A 19,337-nucleotide genomic window follows, 5' to 3' on the forward strand; every position below is an offset into this window, starting at 1 on the left:
TTAATATATTATTATACGGTATTTATTTATCACCAAAAGCATAAAGAATACTTGCTTCAAATGGAATACCTTTTGAATCTGTATTTTCTACTAACTTTTTTGAGACTTCTTCTTTAAATTGATTATACACTTCATCTCCTAAGTTTTTTATAAGTTCGAAAGCAGCTCTCCCTGCATGTGACCATTGTTCTTGCCACCATTCATCCTCATTTTTATAATAGAATGTTTTATGTTCTTCAATAACTTGAATCTTACGAAAACCTACATCACTTAGCATTTTTCTTAATGATTCATCAGTACCAAATTCTCCCCTTTCTTTATTCATGTTATAAGGTACGCACACATCTCTTAGATATTTTGCTACAATATTCATAAAAAAAGGTGTTGTATCTTTCCTTTTCCAGGTTGATAACCCTAGCCTACCATTAGGTTTAAGAACTCTATTCATCTCCCTTAACGCATCAGTGTATTTTGTAAAAAATTGAATTGAAAGACCACATAAAACATAATCAAAACTATTATCATCAAATTCAAGGCTTTCAGCATCCATTTGAAGTAGCTGAACATTATTATAACCCTCATATCTAATTTCTTTTTTTGTTTCAACAATCATTTCTTTAGAAAAATCTATACCTGTGACAAATCCTAATTGTCCAATTATCTCTACAACTGGAAATAATGAAGCCCCCCTTCCTGTTGCAACATCTAAAACTTTCATTTTAGGTTGTAAATTCGATAACTCCACCAACCGTTTCCCAAAATACTGAAAGTATTTCGGTCCTTTACTCCCAAAAGCAGAAGCTGCTCTATCAAAAACACTACAAAGAAACTCATCTCTATTTTTATATACCTTATTCATATATATCCTCCACATGTAATTTATGATTCTTCTAATCAAGAGTTCTTAGAAAGCAAGTATTTAGTAAAAAGTATGTACTATTCTTATCCGGATATTATTCATATTATCATCTCATTGTTAATAATCATAACTATGAAATTTGTCATAATTTTCCCTGTAAAGGCGTATATAAAAAATAAGAAGTTGATTCCTATTCAAATATAAAATACCTCATTTTTTTAATAATACATACTATTTGCATTACCATAAATAAAATGCTAAAATGCAAATATAATTGATGGAATTCTTCTAGTTTTTATACTTACTAATGAAGTAACAACTTTATCTTTATGCAAAACAAACTCCCTCAAACCTATACGTCTAAAGGAGTTTAAACCATATTCAATTTAAAATCAAAATCTCACAATATCAAAATAAATTCATTCATTTTATCTATTTATCTTACGTTTTTTTATAGAAATTTTATGAATTATCATCACTATAACAAGTGCTAAAATCCCTATAATACATAAAATACTGTAAAGAACAAAATGTCCTAGACTTTCAAGTGCCACTAAACCGGTTTTAGATGAGTTGTTTTCTATAACAGCTTTTAAAAAGAAGAAAACTATCCATATTGAGTCAAGTACATAAAAAATCCTATATTTTCTCATATCAGCTACCTCCATTTCAGTTTTGTTGTAAAAATACCATTATTCACTAAAATGAACTTGCATAAACATGCTTCGATAGCAAATAATATGATTCTGGATAATGTGGATGTGCAAGTCCTCCTAACCCTGATCTAATAATAGCAGTTTTAGCAGACTCGTATCTATCAGCTATATTGAGTTCAACTGCAAACCTTGTAGCGCTAATACTATTTCCCATAAATGCTGCTAATACCTGCATAAAATATTCTGGTTGTTGACAGACTTCAAAATCCCATCCAATAAACAAGGTACCAGTATATCTAGTAATTTTACAGTAAGGTAATGCATTGGCAGGTATTTTTGCTATAGCCTCTTCTCTGCTGTTTTTAGATGTTCCATAATTTCTAATAGTAATATTGTCCAAAGAGTCATCACCATGACAGTCACAAGTGTATAAGTAGCACTGATTTCGATTATTTACAATAGCACTTAATGCTTCCAATGTATCGTTCATGCCTATTGCATCATTATTATAATCTATTACACCAAATTCATTTGTGCATTTAGTTAAACTTTCCCATTCACTTTCGTAATTATCTGCTATGCTTATACTAACGGATTTTCCGTAGTGTTTGAACCCCCAAGGAGCCATTGGCAAATATGGAACAAAATCATCTGTATTTAAAATGTTATAAATCCCAACATAATTGCTAGCATTAGAAGCCGTTGTAGTATTAGGAGCAGCAAAAGTATATGCATACACATATTTTGACTTATCAATTAAGCGTGCACCAATAATATTAGCTATTCCAGCACCTCGTGAGTGTCCCATTACCCAATATACACCTTGAACTGACGTATCTATGTATCCTAGAGATTCATATTGCTGCAAACATCTCAATATTCTTGTGGCTGCTACATCAAAGCCTTTGTGATTATTTACTACCATCCAATCTGCGTACCTATAGTATTGATCTGTAGTTCCTACATCAAAATTACTTGACCACTCTTTAATGGTTCCATTTGTACCTCTTACCACTATAGCAATTATTTCTTTTGTTTGCCCAGAATATGAAACCTTTCTATGCCCTATGTAAGCTTCAGATACATCTGAGTCACTATAGGTACTAGTAAAATCATAACAAGTTACATCATACATACCGTTACTCTCCATAAATTCTTTCATATTCATGCCAGAGTATGTACTACCGTGGTATATAATTGATGAGTATAATGAAGATATTGTTCCAATATCAGTGTTATAGGAGGTATTACTGCTAAAGAAATCTCTATAGTCCATTATATATGAAACATTGGAATTAGCATAATCTGTACTCAACATTCCAGAAAACGAATTACTTCCTGGATTTGGATCATTCGAATCATCTCTTCCATCATAATCACTATCAGCCACGGTTGGATTTGATACAGCTTGATATACGGCAACGGTTGTTTTTCCCGTGTACTGATCTTCTGAAATTCCTTCTTTCTTAAGTAACGTATTAACAAAAGGTTTTAAATCTTTTACTGTTTTTTTCCCAAGTTCCTTATAGTCACTAACCCCATCTCCATCTGAGTCTATGTTGCTTGCTTCAGAAACTTTATCATCTAACTTAACATATTGATAATCATTTAGTAAAACCATAGTTTTATCATTTTCTGATCGAACTACTATATTTGTATTCAATTTTTCAGCTAGTGATGAATGAGTTTTTTCATAACTGTTTTTCCCAGACATCGTATCTATACCCATGCCATTTAAAAAACTCCCAATATCAAGGACAAAATAAATACCTTCCCCGGATATATTGGCTTTCAAAGTTCTATTACTCCTATCATTATTTGTTTCCAAAGGAATGAACTCATCATTTTTGAATTGACAGATAGTAAGTTTATCCGTGGCTGATTCATCATGAGAATTCAAAAAGTTTCTGTAATCAAATCTTAGAAGTAATTGATCCCCTTCATTTAACAAAGTTTTTACTTGAATTGGCTCACTTATAACAGCAGGATTTTTACCCAATACATCATTATTGTATTTATCCAAGAACACATTCTCGTCTATTACTCTAGATGTAGCACCTGACAAGAAAGGAACAAATAAATTGCTACTGTTTTTTAAAGAATCTGCAATTCGCTTATCACTTAAATTTTGTTGTACTCTCCTTTTACTATCATGAGTAACTTCATCAGAAGAAGCTTTACATGGATTTAAATTTAACAATATTTCATCTTTATCTGTTAATGAATCTCCATCAGTGTCTTCTAACAATGGCGAAGTTTGATTTACTTTTAATTCTTCTCCGTCTAATAATTTATCTCCATCAGTATCTTTTTCAGAGCAATCTGTACCAATATTTTTCTCTTCTAGATTGCTTAATCCATCATGATCAGCATCCTCTAATCCATCCTCAATACTATTCCCATCTGTATCTTTACTTAATGGGTTCAATTTTAATATGATTTCTATGTAGTCGCTCAAACCATCTTCATCAGTATCATCCCTTTGCACATCTGTTCCAAAATATTTTTCAAGTGAATCTTCAAGCCCATCTTTATCTGAATCTTTTTTTTCATCAACAGTGCTTGAATGTTCACCAACCTTAATTAATTTATACTTTTCAGGTGCTGATTCTAAATTTCCTTGATTCCTCCTATTCCTAAGTGATAATATCTCATATTGTTTCGGTGTCATTGGTTTTTTAAAGTCTAAATTTTCTTTTCCACTATCAGAGAAAATTCTCTCTTGTAAATTTTTCTTTTTTCCTACTGCTTGTACCGATTGAAGGTTAATTGATGTACTTACCAAAAGCATAGCCATCATTAAAGCAACCTTCTGTTTAATACTTCCTTCTTTACGATTCATAAATTCCACCCTTTTCACATTTATTTACATAATTTCTCATGTACTTGTATAATATCGCATTATTTTCCATAACTCAATAATACTTTTCTTTCACTTATAACTTTTATGTTAATTTAATGTTAATTTTTAAATTAACATTATCCAAAAATATACAAGACTTATCATTAGATTTTTACTATTAGCAATAGTCCTACATATCAATTACATTTTATTATTTTTTGTAAAATATGTGGTATCCATTAATATTTCTACATTAAACACTTATACCGTTTATGAAACCAATGTAAATTTTTAATCGAAACATATATAATTAAAAAAGAGCCACTGTTTCTTCCTATAGAAACACTAGCTCTTGTCATTATTATAATTTTCTTTATCGTTGATTAATATTTATAAAGTTTTGCTCCATGTGCTGGTATCTTCACAGATAACTCTTCATTTTCACAAGTAAATGTTTCCTTTGTCCAAAGTTCCTTAAATTTCAAGCCTACAAAGAGATAAGATATTTTTTTTACCTTACCTAACTCTTTAAAGAATTTGAAGTGCTATTTTCGAACATTAACCATATACTAAATACAATTTCAAATACTATCATGACAATTGAAAGCACAATTGAATTGAATTTAACGACAATAATCAGCGCCGTAATAGATACTACGGACATTATTGAATATGCTCTTGATTTATACAACCAACCAAAAGGCATTAAATGTGCCCCAAAAATAATTGCCATAACCATCAACATTTTATCAGGTACTGTTGGATATACCCACATATGAATCAAAATATACAACATTTGATTCATAGAAAATAAGAGTCCCAATTTATTAAGTGGGTTATCTTTTGATGAAAACTCTGATTTTACTATTTTCGAAACCACATACGAGAAAGGTAATAGTGGTGTCAAAACAAAGAAAGTTAACATATTCTTGCTCTCAATATTTTTTATCGGCAACAGCCATACAAGAAGTACGAGACACCAAATAAAAACAGACGTAATTATAATATGAATGCCTCATTTTCCTCTCTTTGCAATATTTACTCTCATTTCATCTAAATCCATCCATCATCGTCCTATTTGCCTTAAACATCATTATTTATTGAAATCATAGCCATTAACAGAATAATACAATGATTATCAACGACTTTCAAGTATTTTACTCTATTTCTTGAAACCTATATTAGTGAATCCAAGAAATAATTTGAAGTCCTTAGACTATTAAAAGATATCACTCCTATAAAAATATAAAAAGAGAGGAGTTATTGGAACACTTCCCAATAACCCCCTGCTTAAACTATCAACAAGTATTACTATATTAATGCACAAAAATAAATTCTTAATATATTCCTTATTCGACTAGTTACTATTTTTTTATCCAAACCTATTTAATACCTTTGATATAGTATCAGCTATTTCATCCATATCTTTTTCATTTACTATGAAATGGGGAAAAAGGTCTATTCCAGCAGTAACATTGTCAATATGAAACTTTCCAACTATTAACCCTCTATTTTTTAGTAATCTTATAATGTTATCTAATTTATCTTTATTAATCAATTCATTCGTTGCCTTACTATCCACCAAATCAATTGATAACATAAGACCTCTGCCTCTTATGTCAAAGACCAAATTATGATCTATCAGTCGCTCCTGCAACTTTTCTTTTAGCCTCTTTCCTTTGATCTCAACGGCTTCTATATAATTTTCTTCTTGCAGTTGATCTATTACAGCTTCTGCTGAAGCACAACACACTGGATTACAGTTTTGTGTAGATAAATGAAATACTAAACTTTCACTCTTGATAAAAGGCTCCTTAACTTTATCACTTATCAACACAGCTCCTATTGGCAAATAACCACTATTCATACACTTTGATAAACAAATTATATCTGGTATTACTTGATAGTGTTCAAAAGCAAACATCTTCCCTGTACGTCCAAAGCCTGTGGCTACTTCATCAAATATCAATAATACTCCATATTTATCGCACAACTCTCTAAGTAACTGCAAATACTCTTTATGTAGTGTAATAACCCCGCCTGAACCTAATATTGGTTCAAGTATTATAGCACCTAAATGTTCTTTATACTTTTCAAAGTTTTTCTCTAGTTCAATGAGAAATCCATCTAAACACTCTTTTTTTAATTCATCAATCTTACAACATCTGCAAAATGGTATAGGAAAACTAATAAATCCATCAAGGAATGGCCCATAGCCGTCCTTAAAATTATTTTCTACTTGGCTAGCTGACATTGAGCCATAGTAACTCCCATGATATGAAGCACTTAGAACAGCTATTTTATTCTTCCTATAGTTTCCTATAAGGGATTGATACTTCCTAACATATTTAATGGCTAATTCAACAGATTCAGAGCCTGTACAAGTAAAAAAAATACTATTAAATTTCTCTGGCGTAATATCAATAATTTTTTTAGACAACCTCAATACAGTATCATTTGTATGTTCACAAGGATTAACATAAGTTACCTTATTTAACTGATTTACTATAGCATCAATTATATGCTTGTTTCCATAGCCTAATGATACGTTCCACAAACCAGATTGACAATCTAGATATCTTTTTCCATACTCATCATATATATGGCAACCCTCAGCACTTGTAATGCATTTTAAATTATCTATATCATCAGCTCTTCTTAAAGGGTTCCATGTAAACTTTCCTTGTCCTTTCATATAATCACCTATCCTTAGAGAGATATCACTCTATATTATATACAGCCTAATTTCACATTAATTATTATAGAAAATCTATAATTTTTTTGAAGTTTCCCTCCTATATGTATACCTTTATGTCACTATTCTTTTATTTTTATATACCTCATAGCAAGCAATTTATCTAAGATTATTTCTACTGCTTTTCTACTGATATTTTTGTCTACATTAAATACCTGTCCATAAGCTTCAATCATCATATCCTTCGAAGTTCCCTTAAGCCCGCCTTCGATAATCAGTGCAATTTGTTTACTTATTTTCATAATCCGTCCCGTATTGACTTCAAAAATCATAGGCATATCTACTATATATATAAGGTGTATTTTATCAAGTACAACACTCTCTCCTTGAATATAAATATTATTAGGTAATATATGTGATATATATTTAGAACTGAACTTAACATCATCAACTTTTATTTTTGAAAAAACATTAGATTCTCTCACTAAATATCTTAATATAGATTTTTTCACATTAAACTCATCGATGATTTTATATTTTTTCATAAACCAACAATACTCTTCCTCTGAAAGAAACTCTGGAAGCATAATACACTTTGAACAACTATCTTTCACTTCACATTCTATACATTTTCGCGATGTGTGTACTTTCTCAGCCTCCTTATATATCTTTCTTACAGTCTTTATATAAGGATCATTTATATTTCCCACAACTTTTCTACAACCATTACAAGGTATTATGTTCATTTCTTCATCTAAATTAAACCGAATCAAATTCTTTATAGTACATGCACCACTAGTACTATACCTACACTGATTTTCTAAAATAAATTTCACATTATGATATTTAAATTTTCCATATTCCATGAAAAACTCTAGATCCTCAGTAAATTTATTAAAATCCTCTCTACTAGTAATAGTTAAATATTCTATATGATTTTCTTTCATTGTACTCATTAATACATTTGTATCAATGTTTTTATTAGTAGATTCATTAGTATTATTCACTCTCTTCGTATCATTAGATACCTTTAAATAATCAAGGCAACAAACTTCTATACACTTCGTATAGCCATCAAATTTAATAAATTTTACACCTTCATCTTCATATATTTGATGAAAGTGTGAAAGAAAATAATTTTTTCTTTCAGCTATCTTTAGATTGTTAGTATAGTTATTTTGAAGGTTGCTATTATCTCCCCAAGAAAGAATTGTACTATTTATGCTAGAGTATGTTTTTAGCTTTTCATATTGCTCTTCCTTAAGATTATTCTTCCCTATGTAAATTTGCCTAGTATTGTTACCTACACCAAAACTCGGATATATTCCAGTAATCTTTGACTCCAAGTCAACTTTCATAGTATCTTTATAAAAATCTATCTTATCAAAATTCTCTTTTTCTGATGAAATAATATTTCCACTGCCCATCATCAATCTATTTTCTTTATCTATTATCTCCAAGTAAATTGAATCATTTTCAAAATTTGTTGAAATAAAATCTTTCTTTAGTCCTAAACCCTCATCGTTTTTAACTAATATATTATTACTCTCTGATAAAGTATCTCCAGATAATAATTTTAAAAAGGTTTCTTCATATTCAGCCAAAATACATATATCTACCTTAAATTTCTCCATGGCATATTCATAATATGAAAATTCATCTCCCAACCATATTACCCTTATATTACCAAAGTTTTCTTTCAGTTCTTTTGTTATGACTGAACTAATTCTGAAGTTACCATTATCTACATAAAAAGCTATGTTAATAGATCCTTCAACCAATATATCCTCTACAAAATCAACTATATTTGATATATTATTTTCAATAAATTGAATTGCTTGAATATTATTTTCTTTTAAGAATTCTTGAATTTTTGTATTATGCTTTTCTTGTACAGTTGAATAAAATCCATGGTTATTTTTTAAATAAATGAATAACGTATTTAGTCTCATGATATCCTCTCAAATCATAAATCATCTACATTTTATTTATTAAACCTCTGGCTTATAAAGTTATCTTAAATTAAAGGCTGAAACCTTTATCCATTAAAAAGAGCTGGCCATTCATCGCCCCAAAATTCTTTTCTAATAAATATTGTATCAGATTTACCACATCTTCATATGATATAAGATAATCTCCAACCATTTTTCCATTTTCTTTTGTATATAAAAGAGCGCTATTATAATAATCTTCTTCATAAATATAACCAGGTAGAATAGCATTTACATAAATATGTTTTTCTTTCAGTTCAACAGCAAGATTCTTTACCCACATATTCAAAGCAGCTTTTGCTAAGCTATAATCAGCTCTTTTAGGATGGGGCATTACAGAGTTCATAGAAGAGATTACTACAATATTTCCCTTTTCTTTTAAATAAGGAAGCATTTGTTTCACTGCAAAAAAAGGGCCTTTAAGAGAAACAGAGAATACATTCTCCCATTCTTCTAAAGTTATTGAATGTACAGATTGTGTGGAACTTGTCCCGCTCATCACCAAAACACTTGATATTTCCTCATCTAATTCTCTTAAAAAGATTCCTAACCCTTCTAGTTCTTCTTGAGTTAAGTATCTAAAATCAATTGGGAAATATTTATATCCTTTTTCTTTGATAAAATTTATATGTCTTCCTATAGCTTCTGCATGTTCCAAAATAAGTACTTTACTATTATAAGTTTTTAAATATTCCCTACCTAATTTGCTTAAACCTCCAATAATAACCTTCATACAATCTCCTTTATATTTTAAAAGCTTCCTTGATATTTTTATGTAAAACTTTAAAACCTTCATTTTCTAAAAGCCTATGACCAAAACCTTCGTTAAAAAGATTTTCCAACGACAAACTTTTCTTCATCGTTTTCTTAATTTTTCTTTCTTCTATATCTATAATATAGAGATATTGCTCTGTTCGTATCCCCAAAAATGGCCATACATAATCTGATAACTGAGAGTTTTTCATAGATGAAAATAATATATTTGAAATTTTATAAGGCTCTTGGATTGAGAGTCTTGAAACATAATAAAAAATTACTTCTATCATTTTGTAGGTTCTTACACGGTCGACTCTAGAGACATTTGTGAGTCTTAGCAACAAATTTTCATAAGAATCATTTATTTCACCAATCCAAAAATCTTCTCCATAGAATTTTGTGTATATTCCATCTTCTCTTATTTGGAGTAAATGCATTGAACAAATTCCAAACTTCTCTTTAATCCCTTCTATAAAGTGGAACTGAGGAAAATAGCTTGCTATTTTTTCCCCAGCTTCAACCTTTCGTAAAAAGCTCATAATTTCCGAAGTAGAAAGTCTTAAAACTCTTAGTTCATTTTTCTTGAAATTCATATTTCCATAACATATAAAATCTGATTTATCGTAAAGAACATTGAATATGGCTTCTTTGTGATTTTTATCCTCTTCTTGATAAATAATAACACTGTTTAAAGGAATGTCTTTTACAAACTCTAGCTTCTCAATTGATACGTCAGTTCCAATCTTTAAATGTTTACATCTTCTAATATCTTCTATTGGGTAATTTTGAGAAACATAAGCAAATATTGAATTTCTTTTATATTCTTCAGCAATTTTTTCATAAGGTTTTATTATTTGATCTGATGCTAAAACTTTATGGTATTTTACTGTATATTCTCCCACAGTCCAAAGTTTATCAAAAAGTCTCTTCCCTCTACTTTCTTCTTGCGATACAGTAGATATAATATTAATCTCTAAGCTCTCAAATTTAAATTTTCTAAAAAACCCTTCTAAATCTCTTATAGAAACAACTCCAAGGTCTAAATCTCTAATAGTGTTGGCTATTTCACTTGAAAGAAAGAAAATTCCATCTTGCTCCAAGATACTAATATAGAAAGTTTTTTTATTCTCCTTTAAGAATTCCCTTGATCTTTTTATAGTTTCTTGCAATTCCATTGCAATAGCACTCTCCTTTTTGACAAAAATCTTCTTCTTCCAATTCATTAAATTTAAAGATTTTTATCGTGATCACTTCAATAAGAGAATTATATTTTTCCTCAGATAACGGCTGTTCCATAAATTGCAATATACTCTTGAGACTTGCTTCTATATTTTCATTCTTATTCAGTAAACTTCCATATTTCTCAGCCTCAATTAGAGCTTTCTCTCTATCCTTTTCTTTTACTGCTAAAACAAAACGTAGAAGGATCAAATTAAAATAACGATATCTACTACCTAACTTTATCGGATGTCTAAAGTATGGAATAAGCGTAACATCTTCCCTTGAAGAGCTGCTTTCAATAAATGATATTACCGATCTAAGTTCAACTACTGTTAAAGTAGTAAGTCTCTTTAATTTTGCTACAATTTTTACTATGTTTATTTGCCAAGCTATTTTTTGATCTATTCTAATATGAATTTCACTAATACCTTCTACAAGATAACGAACAACGTGATGTCCATGATGACTATAATCCTTAAAATATACTTTCTTAGATAATGAATTTAGCAAGGCTTCAAAAACCTTTACTCCTTCACTATTAGAAGAAATATTTCCCCATTGTTTCTTTGGATAGCTATGCTCATCTTCCTTAAAAAGTTCCAAAGGATAATAACCATCTCCATTATGTAAAATTGACTCTAGATTTGTTTCCTGCCATGATAAATCGTCTACATAAACCTTTTCTTTAAGAAACCCTAAATCATTTATATTTCTTCCTTGAAAAAGTTCTGTAAAACAACGTTCAACAGCAATATTAATATCAAAATGAGCTCCAAACTTAACATAGTACTTATTTGATGGTATATGCTCAAAAAGAACACAAATAACTGGAAGTTCTAGGCCGATTCCTGCATCCATAATCTTGAAGGTCAGTTCTTCACCCTGAATTTCTTGAATAAGTGAATATAATTGTGGATTTAATAACTCTTCAATATTCTCTATTATAGGTGGCGTCAACCGTCTTTTTACAATTTCTCGGTTTGCATATCTCTCAAAAACTTCTGATAGAGCTTGAACTTTAGCTTCGTCTAACGTGTTACCATATGACATCCCATTAGTTCCGTAAAGTATATCTGTCATACTCATAGGAAAAAGTTTTTTCTCTCCAGTTACTAAATGAGTTAATTCTTCCACAACTAACTTTTCATTAAAACTTGTAAAATATTCTTGCACAGCTAATGCTTCTTCATAGGAAATATTATAATCACTAACGACTCTTAAAACATCATTTGAATAATATTCCTCACTTGTAAAAAACAATTCTTCATTAATATATATAGGTCCTTCATCCTTAGTCGTAAGACCTTTATGATTATAACGGAAAAGCACTAGGGTAGATATTCTCTCCATAAATTCCCCATAGGCGCTAGCTGTAGCATATTCAAGAGTTGTCCCTTTTCCATTAACAAATAGATTCGTGTCTTTAAGTATCAAGGTTAATGCATAACATCCTTTAGAATTTGTCTTATTTACTTCTTCAACTTCTATATCATGTTCTTTTAGAAAATTCTTAATTTTAGCAATTGTATTTTTAGGTGTCTCTTCTTTCCATCTAGTTATATAACTCATATTCTTTCTCCTTGGCATATTAAGCATTTTTCATTTGGTTCGATTTCACGTTGTTCTGCTTCCATTTTGTATTTATCTAAACAAAATACTTTACCTTTTGAGATTGTAATATCCTCCACTAAAGATTCTATTATTTTTCTGCTGATTTTAAGCAGTTCACTTTCTATAAGAGAAAATGCCATATCTGATAATTCTCCACTAACCCAAACACTTTCAATACTCTCTTCTAAATTATTTAACTTTCCTATTTCATTACAACAATAGCAGCCAAAGTCTTTTGCAAACAAAGTAGGACCTATTTCTAAAAACCTTAGATTTTCTTTTACATAAAGTCTTATACATTTCTTCTCTAAAGCTTTCTCTTCAAAACTTTTTATCGCTTCTCTTGAAAAAAGTAGTGGATTAATAACATATACTTCATTTTCTTCAAAAGTAATTTCTTCTAAGGAATTCACAAAAGCAGTGTTAAAACCTCTAAAGAAACTATTATTTTCTTTGAAACCAATAAAGATAAAAGCAGTTCTGTATAAAGACTCTTTTACAAGTGCTAGTAATGCATAGTCTGTAAGGTCAAAAGCGTCTTTATGCAAAACCAAAAACTTTTGAACTTGCTTATTTCTTTCTATTTCTGCATCTATACTTTTTTCTGGGACCTCTTCTAAGAATTTATGTAAATATTTTTTAATCATGGCTTTTAGGAATATTTCATCTTCTTTTTCAAATTTATCTAAATCTAATGGTTCTTGAAGTTTTTCTAGTAATTCTCTCTTTTTTTCGTCTTCAATCCTTATAATAAAGTCAAACTTTGACATAACGCTATTATATATAACAAAGTTATTTTTTTCTGCGATGATACTATAATGATCCTTAAGTTTAATGAACATATAAAGTTCCCCCTAACCAACAGCCAACATATAAACACAATATTGATTACTATCTACTGTTAAAAAATCTTTTACATCCAAATCATAAAATCCACCCATAGGTACAGTATTATAACCTAAAGAAGTAGCTACTAATTGACATGTTGTACACATATGTCCAGCTTCTAATAAACCTAATCTATAGGACAAAGCCCCGTACTTAGCGAATAATGGTTCCATATCAAATACAAAGAAAAAAACAATCTTAGCATTTCTAAAACTTTGTACTCTAAACTTCGTTGTAGAGGTCAAGTCTTCAACCTCACTTAATGATGCCTTTTTTATAAAATGCAACTGATTACTCTCTGGTAAATATTCAAATATCTTGCCATCTAATTTCTCATCAACTCCATTTACAAAAAAAATAGGTTTTACTTCATACATAGCTCCAGCAGATGCATAAGCCCTGAGATGAACTAAAAATTCATTATAATAGGTGGATAATGTAACTCCAAAGGACTTTTGAAGAATTATAGACAATTCTTTTTCTCCCATATCCTTTTCAAAAAACCAGCTTGTCCTTCTTCTTTCGAGAATTTTAAATAATCCTATATCTTCTATATCACTTTCTTCTATATTACACAATCTAATCTTCTCATTATTCTTAGCTTTTCTAAATTGCTCATAATCTATTTTTTTCATTCCTTGAATTGCAATATTAGATTTTAAATGCATTGTGTGCCTGTGAAATTTTTTCACAACCGAAATATCACTATACTTACTATCTACAAGCTTCCATTTTTTCATAAATGTACTCCCTCATATTTTTAGAAATAACATATTCCAACTCTGGTGTTACAGAAATTCTGTTGTTCATCATATGTATTTGGGAAGAAAGAACATATTTAAATTCATCCATTGCCAACTCTTGTTTTAGAATTATCATGTTATCTATTAGCATATCTATATTCTCTTCTAAGAAAGAAAAGGGAAGCTGTTCTTCCATAACCATATGCATTATTTTCTGCAATGCTTGGGTATTCTCTTTCTTAAGTTTTCCTGCCATGGACTTCCAATAAGCTTGGTATTGATCAAGGAAATCCATATCTAATGATATTGTTTCAGATAATATTCTCTTAATAATATAAGCTGCTAATACTATTCTGGAATTATAAGATAGCGCTTTTTCAAAAACCTTTAAAGCTAAAAGAGAAGATGCATGAAATATGCTTTCGTTCATTTCAAGAATATTTCCTTCTCCATATCTACGAATCTCTGGTATATATTCTGTATAAAAATAGTCCCCTGACTCATACCATGGAAGAGTATCAGGATCAACATCCTCACCATCAAAATTATTAAAGCTATAGAAAACATCTCTATCTACATTATTTACTTTGTTATTTTTAAAAAAGTTTTTAATTTCTTCTTCTAGTTCTACTCTGAATTGCTCATCTTGTTCTTGGAATCGAAGTCTTACATGTGGACCTCCATGCCAATACTTAATAAAAAACCACTTTTCCTTAGATTTATCTAAAATTCTTTTAAGCTTTACCATTAGCTCTTCCTGCTTTACTGTTTCATGACAGTAAATATAAATGGTATGCCATATCATCTCAATCCCTCCTAACATCACTTGCAGATTAATGACACTCTCATGAAACGCTCCATGAATGAAATATTTTAGAATTTGCTAAATAAGCTATAGTTATGAGATTTTCCTGCAACCAAAAGATAAGATGTAAAGAAAGTTTCTTCATTAAAACATCTCTCTAAATATTTTTCATTGATATTTTTCATTGGCCTTGTAGATAATCCAAATCCAGTAAGACACAAAGATAATCCATGAATTATCTCTGCTGATTGCATCATGCAATAAGCATAAACACTCTCATTTTCTTCTAAAACATCATAATTAATTTTTGTATATGCAACTATTGATGATCTACTTAGTTCAAAAAATTCCTTTGAATCATATAACACTTTGTTAAAATCAAATTCTTGTACGTGATGTCTTCCTATCTTATCCTTAAATATCATTGCAAGTTCAATCCCATCCTCTGTTGGAAGTAAAAGATTTGCACTGATAAAATCTCCATAGGCTGAATAGTTTATTAGTTTTTGAACATAAGAAACAACTTTCTCAAATTCTTCTTTTTTTATAAAATGCTTTAAAAAAGAGTATCCTTGCACTGCTTGAGAGCTACTTCTCTCCCTAGCATAGGATATTAATTGGTTAGAATTAATATCATTCTCAAATAATACTTCCTCGGTCCAACCCTGACACTCTACAAATTTATCTAGGAAATCATTGAGTACCGGATCCTTCGCTAATCCATCTTGTGGTAAAAAACTTACTTGATCTATAATTTCACGTTCATCTCGTCCGGCTTCTATAGGAAGAATTAACTCTCCCTCATTCGTATACTCATTTAAATCTATCCGAGCCAAAACACAACCATTTTTTACTTCCCAAGGAATTTCTTCTTTAAGCTTACCGCCATAATGAACTTTCATAGGTTTCTTTAAACTAGAACTATGTATTTTTCCTTGATGCAGTAAATGTCCACAATCTAACAAAGAAAGAATAAATCCAAAGTCACCATATTTTTGCCCAATTTTCCCACGGTCATATACAATCCAAAGTTCAGCAACTTTTTCACTAAAGCTTGTATTTGGCTTTTGATATACAAGATAAAAACAATCTTCCTGTAAGCTATAGACATAAAAAGATACTTTGTTTCTATCAGTTTCATAAAGAAGTATGCAATTACTGTTATAGCCTCTTGCAGAAGGTATCATCGTATGAATATGATAAGGGTTGTCTACTTCAAAACGAACAAATCTAAATGTTTCCTTTGATAACTCCTCAAAAGCTTTGTTATCGCCATTGATTCGATATCTTCGATTGCTAGCTTTCTCATACCGTAGAACAGATTCCTTAGGAAGTATATCCTCAGAAAACCTTTCATACCGCTGAAAGGTAAAACGTTCTGTCATTCTATAATTAAGGGAACGGGTGTACTCGCTCATTAATACTCCCTCTTTCTAAACAACTTTTATCTTTATATTTTGAATGAGACAATGCCCATTCAATTCTTTCTTTATTGATTCTCCTATTTCTATGTCCAAAAGTCATCGCTAACATCTTAGGAGAAACTATTTTGGATATATAAAAACCATTTTTATAAGATAATTCTGTAGTAAGATCTGCAAAATAAATTTCTTCCTGGTCTTTCATCTTTTCATAAAGTAAATAATCTAATAGTTCTGAAGCATTATTAAAACTATCATATTTTCCATCATAATATTCTTTATAAAGTTCTTTTATAGATTTCTTTTCTAATCCATCCATTAGGAAACGATAATTTTCTATGTAACTCTTCTTAGCGGCATGACTCACATGATCAGTCATATCCACCACATCATAATCATTATTATATGTCTTCTTACTCATGGTCTCGTTACTACTGTAAACTCTATGACCAACTAAACATTCATAAATAGCATTCTTAATCGCAATCTCTGGATTAATATGTGATGCAGTACTAATATAAGTGCTCACTGAATCAATTTCAGATATTACAATACATAATACTGTTGGAATTTCTATATCAAAAGTAATATCCAGAAGATATACCGTTCTTCCTTCCCTCTCAAAGATTTCTATTTCTTTTCTTGACGCCTCAGGAATAGAACTGCGATCAATTTCATAAACCTTTACTTTCTTATACCAAAAATTTAAAAAAGCATCTCTTTCAACTAGTTCTAATAAAGCAAAAAGTCTTGATTCTTGTAATGACCCACCAAGAGCTACTCCATTAGAAGATTCCAATACAAAAGTTGGCTCATCGCCGCAATCCATATCAAAAAATTGAAGTGGAAGATACTTAAAAGTTTTCTTTTTATAATCTAGTACCTTAAGCCAAGTATACTTACGTTTTCTATCAAAAGGAGCAACTATTGCGTCTACAGGATCGTAATATAAAAAAGGTTCTGGATTAACTAAAATATTTGCATCATCTTCTTCAAGGCTTGTATGAATTTTCTCCCCCTCAACTTCATACATAGCTCTTCTTTCTAAAAGTTCTAGTAAAGCACTGGTCTCTGCTGCATCAAATTCCTTTTCTCTACCATAGGAGAAGTTAACTGATTTGTTATGTACAAACTCACTTCCTACAAGTGCTATATCATGAGTTCCTAAATATTTATATATATTTGTTATAACCCCATAACGTTCATCAAATTGATCTTTCTTCAGTCCCGAAAGATCTACCTTATTCCTTACCCTTAAAGTTTTCTTATCATAAACCTCATCTTCAAAAGATGTATCTAAATTATTTCTGACATATACATTTTTTGAAGCAATATCTAAAGTAAAACCTTGAACTTGAAAGTCTCTAAAATGAATCTCATAAAAAGACTTTTCTGTAACGTTATTTTTCATAATTTCACTAAAATCATACTTAATAACATCTGTTACCTTATCAAGTGGTTCTATAGGCTCCTCTTCCTTAGGGATGAGAGTAATGTTTTTGTTTACAAAAATTCTTCTTTGCAAATTCTTTGCAACTTGTTTTTCATCTACTTCTTTTTCTAGAAAAAATACTCGATCTGTATACTCTAACATCTTTTCTTTTCTACTCATCTTTATACCTCAACTAAAATAATCCCTGTTTTTTGGAAAATCCCCATATCATCAAATACCTTGATACTATCTACAGGCTTTCCAGCTGATTCTACTTCATTAATATATTCTTCTACTTCCTGAGTCCCCATCAACGGTTTCACATTGATTCCGTATGCTAAAAATATTTCTTTTAGCGCTAACTTAATACTTCCTTCTGCTGCTCCAACTAAAGCTTCTTCTTTATACTGTGCTTTTATTTGCTTTCCTTGAATTTTTACTTCAGTAGTTACAACATTGAGATAATCCTCTTTAGAGAACTCATAGTTAAACTTTAAATCTAAAAGATTCTTAGAAACTTTAATAAATTCATTGATATAATACTTTTTATCCTCTTTAGGTAAAGCTTTTAAACTCTCATCGATTGATAATGAAAAAATTTCTTTATTAAAAACTAAACCATTGAAAGAATTATTTTTAACCTCTAAACTTTTATTAATAAGAAAAGAATTATTAAATTTTTGATGTTCTGAACATTGATCCATAATAAGAATAAATACATAATTCATCATAAAAGTTAATAACTTTTTATCTATACAGTCATCTTTTTCACTTTTTTCATTCTTTAAAATTTTCTCAAGTAAAACTTTTAATTTTTCTACGTCCTTAAACTCTGTTATATAGTTTTCTTTTAAAAAAGTAGTAAATAGTATAATTCTTTCATATTCTTTATACACATTACTACTTAAGATTTCTTCAATATCCTCTAAACTTGTAGCCACAAGAAGAAGGAATCTTTTTTCTTTATTTTCTGAATAATCTAGATAAAATTTTCTCTTTTCTTCAAAGGCTGAACCAATATCTCCTATAAAATCAGCTTGCTTTTTTTCTTTCCTAGGAAGAATCACTTCCAATTGAACTTTTGACAGCTGCTCTTGCATTTTGTTAAAATCGTCATAATTTCTTAATAAGTAATGAAAAGTATTACTTTTTTCATATTCTATTTCTGATAAAGCTACAACCTTTACTTTTATTAAAAATTTAATGATTGTTATCTCTTCTTTACTTAGCAATCCCATATCACTAACTAAAACAGGTCTTTGAAGTTTTTCAATTGTCGTTACAATAGCCTCATAAGGTATAGAATGTTCTTTTATTATCATTTCTCTTGAGCCTACTCGTAACAAAGTTCCATCAGTAATTTTTTTAAAAAAACTATTGTATCGATATAATAGATACTTTTCACTCTCCATAATAT

The 19,337-nt window shown here is 29.7% G+C and carries 15 protein-coding genes; all 15 read right to left on the reverse strand.

Translation table 11 applies throughout. The features are described 5' to 3' along the window. Nucleotides 1–22 precede the first annotated feature (22 nt). The 15 genes from CLOCEL_RS18020 to CLOCEL_RS18090 all read right to left on the reverse strand — a co-directional run bounded on the left by CLOCEL_RS18020 (nucleotide 23) and on the right by CLOCEL_RS18090 (nucleotide 19,332). On the reverse strand, nucleotides 23–859 hold the full coding sequence (locus tag CLOCEL_RS18020) for a class I SAM-dependent methyltransferase (protein ID WP_010073622.1): 837 nt from the start codon (nucleotides 857–859) through the stop codon (nucleotides 23–25). A 428-nt stretch (nucleotides 860–1,287) separates the two neighbouring features. Then, nucleotides 1,288–1,512: a hypothetical protein gene (locus CLOCEL_RS18025; RefSeq protein ID WP_010073623.1), complete on the reverse strand. Its 225-nt coding sequence runs from the start codon at nucleotides 1,510–1,512 to the stop codon at nucleotides 1,288–1,290. Between the two features lie 46 nt (nucleotides 1,513–1,558). Beyond that, nucleotides 1,559–4,357 (reverse strand): lipase family protein, encoded by a 2,799-nt coding sequence (locus tag CLOCEL_RS18030; RefSeq protein ID WP_010073624.1) that lies wholly within the window; start codon nucleotides 4,355–4,357, stop codon nucleotides 1,559–1,561. A 520-nt stretch (nucleotides 4,358–4,877) separates the two neighbouring features. Next, complete coding sequence (locus CLOCEL_RS18035) at nucleotides 4,878–5,369, reverse strand: DUF7010 family protein (RefSeq protein ID WP_423200097.1); 492 nt, start codon at nucleotides 5,367–5,369, stop codon at nucleotides 4,878–4,880. 360 nt (nucleotides 5,370–5,729) lie between these two features. Then, nucleotides 5,730–7,052 carry an aminotransferase family protein gene (locus CLOCEL_RS18040; RefSeq protein WP_010073626.1) on the reverse strand — a complete coding sequence of 441 codons (1,323 nt, stop codon included), beginning with the start codon at nucleotides 7,050–7,052 and terminating at the stop codon, nucleotides 5,730–5,732. Between the two features lie 122 nt (nucleotides 7,053–7,174). Further along, entirely contained in the window at nucleotides 7,175–9,004 is a 1,830-nt protein-coding gene (locus CLOCEL_RS18045; protein WP_010073627.1) for a radical SAM protein, read from the reverse strand. Nucleotides 9,005–9,074: 70 nt separating this feature from the next. Then, entirely contained in the window at nucleotides 9,075–9,776 is a 702-nt protein-coding gene (locus CLOCEL_RS18050) for an SDR family NAD(P)-dependent oxidoreductase (protein WP_013291930.1), read from the reverse strand. Nucleotides 9,777–9,786: 10 nt separating this feature from the next. Continuing rightward, nucleotides 9,787–10,974, reverse strand: coding sequence for a hypothetical protein (locus CLOCEL_RS18055; RefSeq protein WP_010073629.1), 1,188 nt, complete (start codon nucleotides 10,972–10,974; stop codon nucleotides 9,787–9,789). After that, on the reverse strand, nucleotides 10,922–12,589 hold the full coding sequence (locus CLOCEL_RS18060) for a YcaO-like family protein (protein ID WP_010073630.1): 1,668 nt from the start codon (nucleotides 12,587–12,589) through the stop codon (nucleotides 10,922–10,924). Before CLOCEL_RS18060 ends, CLOCEL_RS18055 begins: the two co-directional genes overlap by 53 nt. Next, nucleotides 12,586–13,473, reverse strand: a complete 888-nt coding sequence (locus CLOCEL_RS18065; protein WP_010073631.1) for a hypothetical protein — start codon at nucleotides 13,471–13,473, stop codon at nucleotides 12,586–12,588. Before CLOCEL_RS18065 ends, CLOCEL_RS18060 begins: the two co-directional genes overlap by 4 nt. A 12-nt stretch (nucleotides 13,474–13,485) precedes the next feature. After that, complete coding sequence (locus CLOCEL_RS18070; RefSeq protein ID WP_010073632.1) at nucleotides 13,486–14,259, reverse strand: SagB/ThcOx family dehydrogenase; 774 nt, start codon at nucleotides 14,257–14,259, stop codon at nucleotides 13,486–13,488. Further along, complete coding sequence (locus tag CLOCEL_RS18075; protein ID WP_010073633.1) at nucleotides 14,234–15,067, reverse strand: lantibiotic dehydratase C-terminal domain-containing protein; 834 nt, start codon at nucleotides 15,065–15,067, stop codon at nucleotides 14,234–14,236. Before CLOCEL_RS18075 ends, CLOCEL_RS18070 begins: the two co-directional genes overlap by 26 nt. 68 nt (nucleotides 15,068–15,135) lie before the next feature. Then, nucleotides 15,136–16,485 carry a hypothetical protein gene (locus tag CLOCEL_RS18080; protein WP_010073634.1) on the reverse strand — a complete coding sequence of 450 codons (1,350 nt, stop codon included), beginning with the start codon at nucleotides 16,483–16,485 and terminating at the stop codon, nucleotides 15,136–15,138. Then, nucleotides 16,460–18,100, reverse strand: a complete 1,641-nt coding sequence (locus CLOCEL_RS18085; RefSeq protein ID WP_010073635.1) for a YcaO-like family protein — start codon at nucleotides 18,098–18,100, stop codon at nucleotides 16,460–16,462. Before CLOCEL_RS18085 ends, CLOCEL_RS18080 begins: the two co-directional genes overlap by 26 nt. A 2-nt stretch (nucleotides 18,101–18,102) precedes the next feature. Beyond that, nucleotides 18,103–19,332 carry a hypothetical protein gene (locus CLOCEL_RS18090; RefSeq protein ID WP_013291931.1) on the reverse strand — a complete coding sequence of 410 codons (1,230 nt, stop codon included), beginning with the start codon at nucleotides 19,330–19,332 and terminating at the stop codon, nucleotides 18,103–18,105. Nucleotides 19,333–19,337: the final 5 nt, after the last annotated feature.

Source organism: Clostridium cellulovorans 743B (genome assembly GCF_000145275.1).
Classification (GTDB): Bacteria; Bacillota; Clostridia; order Clostridiales; family Clostridiaceae; genus Clostridium_K; species Clostridium_K cellulovorans.

Bases quoted from the DNA above. Each gene is read 5' to 3' on its own strand.
- CLOCEL_RS18030 (WP_010073624.1), bottom strand. From the start codon at position 4,357: ATGAATCGTAAAGAAGGAAGTATTAAACAGAAGGTTGCTTTAATGATG.
- CLOCEL_RS18080 (WP_010073634.1), bottom strand. From the start codon at position 16,485: ATGAGCGAGTACACCCGTTCCCTTAATTATAGAATGACAGAACGTTTT.
- CLOCEL_RS18050 (WP_013291930.1), bottom strand. From the start codon at position 9,776: ATGAAGGTTATTATTGGAGGTTTAAGCAAATTAGGTAGGGAATATTTA.
- CLOCEL_RS18070 (WP_010073632.1), bottom strand. From the start codon at position 14,259: ATGAAAAAATGGAAGCTTGTAGATAGTAAGTATAGTGATATTTCGGTT.
- CLOCEL_RS18090 (WP_013291931.1), bottom strand. From the start codon at position 19,332: ATGGAGAGTGAAAAGTATCTATTATATCGATACAATAGTTTTTTTAAA.
- CLOCEL_RS18085 (WP_010073635.1), bottom strand. From the start codon at position 18,100: ATGAGTAGAAAAGAAAAGATGTTAGAGTATACAGATCGAGTATTTTTT.
- CLOCEL_RS18025 (WP_010073623.1), bottom strand. From the start codon at position 1,512: ATGAGAAAATATAGGATTTTTTATGTACTTGACTCAATATGGATAGTT.
- CLOCEL_RS18060 (WP_010073630.1), bottom strand. From the start codon at position 12,589: ATGAGTTATATAACTAGATGGAAAGAAGAGACACCTAAAAATACAATT.
- CLOCEL_RS18055 (WP_010073629.1), bottom strand. From the start codon at position 10,974: ATGGAATTGCAAGAAACTATAAAAAGATCAAGGGAATTCTTAAAGGAG.
- CLOCEL_RS18075 (WP_010073633.1), bottom strand. From the start codon at position 15,067: ATGATATGGCATACCATTTATATTTACTGTCATGAAACAGTAAAGCAG.
- CLOCEL_RS18045 (WP_010073627.1), bottom strand. From the start codon at position 9,004: ATGAGACTAAATACGTTATTCATTTATTTAAAAAATAACCATGGATTT.
- CLOCEL_RS18040 (WP_010073626.1), bottom strand. From the start codon at position 7,052: ATGAAAGGACAAGGAAAGTTTACATGGAACCCTTTAAGAAGAGCTGAT.
- CLOCEL_RS18065 (WP_010073631.1), bottom strand. From the start codon at position 13,473: ATGTTCATTAAACTTAAGGATCATTATAGTATCATCGCAGAAAAAAAT.
- CLOCEL_RS18020 (WP_010073622.1), bottom strand. From the start codon at position 859: ATGAATAAGGTATATAAAAATAGAGATGAGTTTCTTTGTAGTGTTTTT.